This is a genomic window from Kitasatospora sp. NPDC059803 (assembly GCF_042732255.1).
Classification (GTDB): Bacteria; Actinomycetota; Actinomycetes; order Streptomycetales; family Streptomycetaceae; genus Kitasatospora.
The window spans coordinates 1-5,855 of sequence record NZ_JBHWIJ010000410.1 but is presented as its reverse complement, the minus strand read 5'-3'; the positions used below and the strand labels follow the sequence as shown (position 1 = coordinate 5,855).

Annotated in this window: 6 protein-coding genes; 1 reads left to right on the top strand and 5 read right to left on the bottom strand. The window is 75.5% G+C overall.

The window, feature by feature from the left end:
- Positions 1 to 161: 161 nt before the first annotated feature.
- The 5 genes from ACFV6I_RS36825 to ACFV6I_RS36805 all read right to left on the bottom strand — a co-directional run bounded on the left by ACFV6I_RS36825 (position 162) and on the right by ACFV6I_RS36805 (position 5,224).
- Positions 162 to 2,186: a FixH family protein gene (locus tag ACFV6I_RS36825; protein ID WP_380430375.1), complete on the bottom strand. Its 2,025-nt coding sequence runs from the start codon at positions 2,184 to 2,186 to the stop codon at positions 162 to 164.
- Positions 2,187 to 2,199: 13 nt separating this feature from the next.
- Positions 2,200 to 2,721: a copper chaperone PCu(A)C gene (locus ACFV6I_RS36820; RefSeq protein WP_079135711.1), complete on the bottom strand. Its 522-nt coding sequence runs from the start codon at positions 2,719 to 2,721 to the stop codon at positions 2,200 to 2,202.
- Positions 2,718 to 3,386: an SCO family protein gene (locus tag ACFV6I_RS36815; RefSeq protein ID WP_063348371.1), complete on the bottom strand. Its 669-nt coding sequence runs from the start codon at positions 3,384 to 3,386 to the stop codon at positions 2,718 to 2,720. The genes ACFV6I_RS36820 and ACFV6I_RS36815 overlap by 4 nt, the downstream gene beginning before the upstream one ends.
- A 25-nt stretch (positions 3,387 to 3,411) precedes the next feature.
- Positions 3,412 to 4,167, bottom strand: a complete 756-nt coding sequence (locus ACFV6I_RS36810; RefSeq protein WP_063348370.1) for a YcnI family protein — start codon at positions 4,165 to 4,167, stop codon at positions 3,412 to 3,414.
- 226 nt (positions 4,168 to 4,393) lie between these two features.
- Complete coding sequence (locus tag ACFV6I_RS36805) at positions 4,394 to 5,224, bottom strand: hypothetical protein (RefSeq protein ID WP_380430372.1); 831 nt, start codon at positions 5,222 to 5,224, stop codon at positions 4,394 to 4,396.
- Between the two features lie 229 nt (positions 5,225 to 5,453).
- Between ACFV6I_RS36805 and ACFV6I_RS36800 the strand changes: the two genes are divergently transcribed.
- On the top strand, positions 5,454 to 5,855 hold a 402-nt coding region (locus ACFV6I_RS36800), incomplete at its 3' end, for an ATP-binding protein (RefSeq protein ID WP_380430369.1).

Genomic DNA, 5,855 nt, shown 5'->3' with positions numbered 1-5,855 from the left:
GGCCAGCAGCCCGGCGCCGGCGGTGCCGAGCAGGGCCCGCCGGGTGAAGCCGGCGCGGCCGGGCGCCTGAGCACCCTGTGCTGCAGGCCTCTCCGCCTCCGCCCTCTCCGTCGTGTCCCGGTCCGCCGTGGTGCGGTCCGTCGAGGTGTGCTCCATCGTGGTCAGCCGATCTTGAACTGCTGGGTCGGGGTGGTCTGGTCGATGTCGGAGGAGCGGATCTGCACCGACACCACCCAGGTGCCGGCCAGCGGCAGCTGCGCGGTGCCGCTCCAGCGGCCAGTGCCCTCCGGGGTGAGCGCCACCGGCAGCGGGCCGAGGTCGCGGTCCGGCAGGGTGAAGGCGAGTTGCACCTCGGGGACGTCCACCGGCTGCCCGTCCGCGCCGGTCAGCGCGAGGTGCACCTCGTTCGGGCCGGTCCGGGCCGGGTTGAGGGTGACGGTCGCGGTCCCCTTGGCGTTCGGGGTGCGGCCCTTGGTGTCGTACGGGAGCTTGAGCTCGACGGTGCGGCCCGGCTCGGTCTGCGGGGCGGGCGCGCCCCCGGCGGCCGGTCCGGCGGCGGGTGCGACGGCACCGGCCTTGACCTCGCTCGCCACCCGCCCGGGCGGGGAGTTGGTGAGCATCGTGGTGACCACCAGCACCGCCACCGCGACCAGCGCCTCGACCAGCACCGAGCGGCGCAGCCCGGCCCTGGTCGGGGTCAGCCCGCGCTCGCGCCCGGCGCTCTCCCGGGCCGCCTGCTGGCGGGCCAGCTGGGCCTGCCGGAGCGGGTCCTCGGAGTGCGCGGCGGCTGCGCCGACCGGCTCCGGCACCGCGGTCCGTTCGATCTCCGCCGCCTCGGCCGGGGCCGCGCGCAGCCGGGCCAGCCAGGTGCGGGAGAACCAGGCGGCGCCGAGCATCACGGCCACGCAGCCGGTCTTCACCAGCAGCAGCCGCCCGTACTCGGTGCCGGTCAGCGCGCCCCAGCTGCCGAGGCCGCGCCAGGACTGGTAGACGCCGGTGGCGGCCAGCACCGCGACCGAGCCGAAGGCGACCTTCGAGAAGCGGTCGACGACCTGCGCGCCGACACCCTCGCGCAGCGCGACCAGCAGCGCGGCCAGGCCGCCCAGCCAGAGCGCCATCGCGATCAGGTGCAGCATGCCGAGCGGCAGCGACAGCCAGACCTGGATGCCGACCGAGGCGTGGTCGGCGCCGACCCAGGTCGCCGCCAGGGCGATCGAGAGCACCAGCCCGGCGACGCCGAGGCCCAGCCGGGCCTCGCGCTGCGGCCGCTCGGCGGCGCGCTGCTCCAGCTCCCGCAGCTCGGCCTCCTCGGCGTCCGCGGTCTCCGCGTCGCCCGCGCTTCCGGTGCTCCCCGTGCTCCCGGCGCCGCCGGGCTGCGCCGCCGGCCGGGCCGGCTGCCCCAACTGGCCGACCAGCAGCGACAGGAACACCCCGCTCGCCGCGAGCAGCAGCAGCCGGGCGGCCAGCGCGGTGCCGATCCGCTCGTCCAGGGTGGCGCGCACCAGCGACAGGTCGAGGGCCTTGCCGATCCCCGAACCGCGCTCGTACGGGCCGCGCAGCATCAGCACCGCGACGGTGGAGGTCAGTAGCGCCGCCCAGCCGGTCATCAGCAGCCGCTGCATCCGGCGCCGGGTGGCGCCCTCCGGCCAGCAGATCAGCACGAACGCGGCGACGCCGGCGAGCAGCGCGAACGCCGTGTACGCGACGGTGCGCCCGGTGCCGTAGAGGGCGGAGACCAGGCCGTCGGCCTTGGCGCCCTGGAGCGCGGTGGCGGACACCGAGGTGTCCGAGGGCGCGCCGATGGAGAAGGTGAACGCGCCGCCGATCGGGTGCGAGTCCTCCGAGACGGCCCGCCAGGCGACGGTGTACGTGCCGTTGGCGAGCCCGCTGTTCAGTCCGACCCGGGCGGTGTCCGCCTTGCCGTCGGTGTGCCCCGGGTTGCCGGTGTCCACCGCCTTGCCGGCCGGGTCGAGCACCCGCACCGAGTCGCTGGACAGCGACACGGACTCGCTGAAGGTCGGCGTGACCGCCTGCGGGGCGGTGGCGACCACCGAGTTCTGGTGCGGGTCGGTGGACTCCAGGGTGGCGTGCGCGGCGGCCGGTCCGGCGCCGGCGAGCATCAGCGCGAGCAGCGCGCCGAGCGTCCCGAGCAGTCCGGCGATGCGGCGGTGGGCGGCCTTCTCCATGCTGGCGGTCCCCTTAACTCTGGCCGGGGCGGTAGGTGAGCTCCTTGACCGGCACCTTGACCGACAGGGTGCCGGACTTGGCGAAGGTCAGGTCGAGCTCCAGCTCGTCGCCGAGGGCGGGGGCCTTCTGCCATCCCATGATCATCAGGTGGGTGCCGCCGCGGGCGAACTGCAACGCGCCGTGCGCGGGCACGTCCAGGCTCGGGACCTGCTCCATGCTCGACGGGGTCGAGCGGTGCATGGTGACGGACTCGGCGCCCGGGCTGCTCACCTTGACCAGCTGGTCCTGCCCGCCGTCGTTGCGGACGGTCAGGTAGCCGGCGGCCATCCCGCCGGCCGGGGGCAGCGGGATGTAGGAGTCGGCGACGCTCAGCTTGGCCGCCCCGCCGCCGGCACCGTCCTGACCGCCTGCCCCGCAGGCGACCAGGATGGCGCCGCCGCCCAGGGCCGTCGCCAGTACCGCGCCCGTGAGCGCCGTCCGCCGGAAGCCGAGGGTCGCGCGGCCGGCCGGGGCGTGGCCGGTCGAGGCCTTCATGCCGCGACCCCCTTGGCGAGCAGCGGCAGGTCGTGCTCGTAGGTCTTCTCCTCGGTGCCGCTCAGGTAGAGCACGTGCGCCTTGTCGTCCGAGGGGAGGAAGGCCAGCACCTGCGCGCCGTGGGTCGAGGTGACGGTGCCGTCCGCGTTGACCACCGGGTCCTCGATCATGATGCCGAGCGACCTGGCGGCCGTCTTCACCTTGGCCAGGTCGCCGGTCAGGCCTATGAAGTCGCTGCCCATCGAGTCCAGCCAGGTGCGCAGCACCTTGGGGGTGTCGCGCTGCGGGTCGGTGGAGACGAAGACGACGTTGACCTTCTGCCGCTCCTCGGCCGGGAGCGCCTTCATCGCGACGCCGATGTCGCCCATGGTGGTGGGGCAGACGTCCGGGCAGCTGGTGTAGCCGAAGAACAGCAGCGTGGTCTTGCCGTTGGTCTGCTGCCGCAGGTCGTACGGCTGGCCGGAGGTGTCGGTCAGCTGGAGGTCGGGCTTCTCGAAGTTCTTGGTGAGCACCGTGCCCTGGTACGGCGAGTCGGACTTCTGCTTGGTGACCTTGGCGGGGGTCGAGCCGCCCCCGGAGGAGCCGCAGGCGGTCAGCGTCAGGGCGGCGGCGAGCGCGACGGCGGCCGCGCCGGCCAGGCGGGTGGTGCGGGTGGTGCGGGGCATGGGAGATCCGATCGTGCGGGGTGGGTCAGGAGGCGGAGCCGCTGCTCCGGCGGCGCAGGCCGAGCACGCCGACGGCGGTGCCGATCACGCCGACCACGATGCCGACCACGCCGAGCACCCGGGCGGTGGAGTCGCTGGACTTGGCGCCGGCCGGGGCCGCGGTGTGGTCGGCGCTGTCGCCGTGGGCGCCCGCGGAGGGGGAGGCGGTGACGCCGCCGTGGGCGTCCTCACCGGCGGCGGCCTTGGTGAGCTTCAGGACGGGGGCCGGGTGGGCCGGCTCGGGCTGGCCGTCCTTGGACTCGTCGATCCAGCGGACGACGTCGCCGTTGTCGTAGGTCTGCAGGGTCTTGAAGACCATGCTGTCGGCGTCGGACGGCAGCGGGCCGATCGAGACCCGGAACTCCTGGAACTGACCGGGGGCGATCTTGGTGCCGGCGTCGGCGGTCCAGGTGATCTTGGAGACGGCTTCGTTGACGTCGCTGCCGTGCACCTTGATCGGCTTGTCGAGCTTCGCCTTCTCGACGGCCGCGGTCCAGCCCGGCAGCGGCAGGGTGCGGACCGAGGCCAGCGGGTGGTCCAGCGGGAGGTTGACCTCCAGCTTCACCGTGCCGGCGGCGTCGCTCTCGTTCGGCACCCGGAAGTCGACGGCCGTGTAGCCGCCCTGGGCGGCCGCACCCGGGTTCACGGTGACGTGCGCGAACGCGGGGCCGGCCAGCGCCACCACGGAGGCGGCGGCGGTGAGGGCGACGGCGGCGAGACGGCGGGTGGGAAGGGAACGCATGATGGGGTGTCTCCGATCGGAGCTCGGCGGACCGGCCCGCGTCCGGGCGACGGGAAGACCGTGCCTCGGCGGGGCCGCGCGTGGGGACGTGCTGGGGACGTGTGGGGGCGGAAACCGGGGGCCGTCGGCGTGTCGGGGACACACGGGATGTCGGGGACACACGGGACCGGCCCGGGGACGCTGCGCACGACCGGGGCCCGACACGAACGGGGCGCCAGGAGCCGGATCAGTACGCGAAGACCCCGCGCGGCGGACCGCGCCGCACCACGCTGTGCCGCAGCGCGGCACCCGCCGGAAGCGGACTCTCCCCGCCCCGGACCCCGAACCGACGGGCCGGACCGGCCGCGCCGAACAGGCCGCGCAGCAGCGCCGCCACCAGCACCAGCGCCGACCGCAGCGGCGCCGCCCAGTGCTCCCGGGCCGCCGACGCGGTCACCCGCACCAGCCGCCACAGCGCCGCCTCACCACGCCGCAGCCACCAGCCCGCCACCAGCGCGGCGGCCAGGTGCCCGGCCAGCATCGACGGCGTCATCCCGAACACGCCGCCCTGCCACCACGGGGCGACGGCGTACGCGTTCGGGTCCAGGCCCGCCGAGGAGACCAGCTGCTCGGCGGTCGGGCTCCCGGGCAGGCCGGCCAGCGTGCCGGGGCGCGCCTCGTTGCAGATCAGCCGGCCCGCCACGGTCGGCAGGGTCAGCGGACCGGAGCCGCCGTGGTGCATGCCGGCCATGCCGCCGATCGCGGCGTGGCCGTTGAAGCTGTGGAACAGGCAGTGCAGCCCGAGCTGACCCGCGCCCAGCGCACCGGCGATGGCCGTCAGCGAACGCTCCCGCCCGCCGCAGGCCACCGCGAGCACCAGCACCGCGGCGAAGCCCGTCGCCAACGCGGCCGGCGGCACGTTCCCGCCACCCGCCAGGGCGTGCCCGGCGGCCGCTATCAGCGTGCACACCAGGGCGAACGGGACGGCCCGGGCAAGCCGCAGGTCCCAGGCGGCGGCCCCCACCGGCGCATCCGGTGCGAGGGCGCCCGGGAGCGGGGCGGCGGGGAGGGCAGTCATGGCCGAGACATCATCTCACCGCCTACCTCGCCCGCGTGGGCAGGGTGGGAAATCCCTACGAATGCCCCGTTCGGCAGCGGCGTGCAGGCCGGAGAGTGCGCCACTCGGCACAATCCACGGCCTCAGTCCATCCGCCGAACGGGCGGCAGCGGGCCCCGGGCACGGTTCACCGCCGAATCGCCCGGAGATACCTAGTTGTATGTGGAGCCGCAGCCAGGAGGGACCTCCCGTGGACATCTGGTGGACTCTGCACCTCAAGCGCGACCCGGCCAGCGTCCCGCTGGCCCGGCGCATCCTGCTCGGTGCCATGGCGACGGCGGGCGTCGACCCGCAGATCGCCCACGACCTCGGCGTCGCCCTCAGCGAGGCCTGCGCCAACGCCGTCGAGCACGGCGCCGGCGGGCGGCCCGACGACGGCTTCCAGGTCACCGCCTCGATCAGCGGCGACCGCCTGCGGATCGAGGTCACCGACTCCGGCCCCGGCCTGCCCGGCCCCGTCGGCACCCCCGCCCCGGCGCTGCGCCGCCGCCCCGTCCCTCCGCCGCCGCCCGGATCGGCCCCCTCGCCACCGCCGCCAAGTACCTCGCCGGGGTCGCCCCTGAAAGCCCCGTCCCGCCCCTGGCCGGCCCCC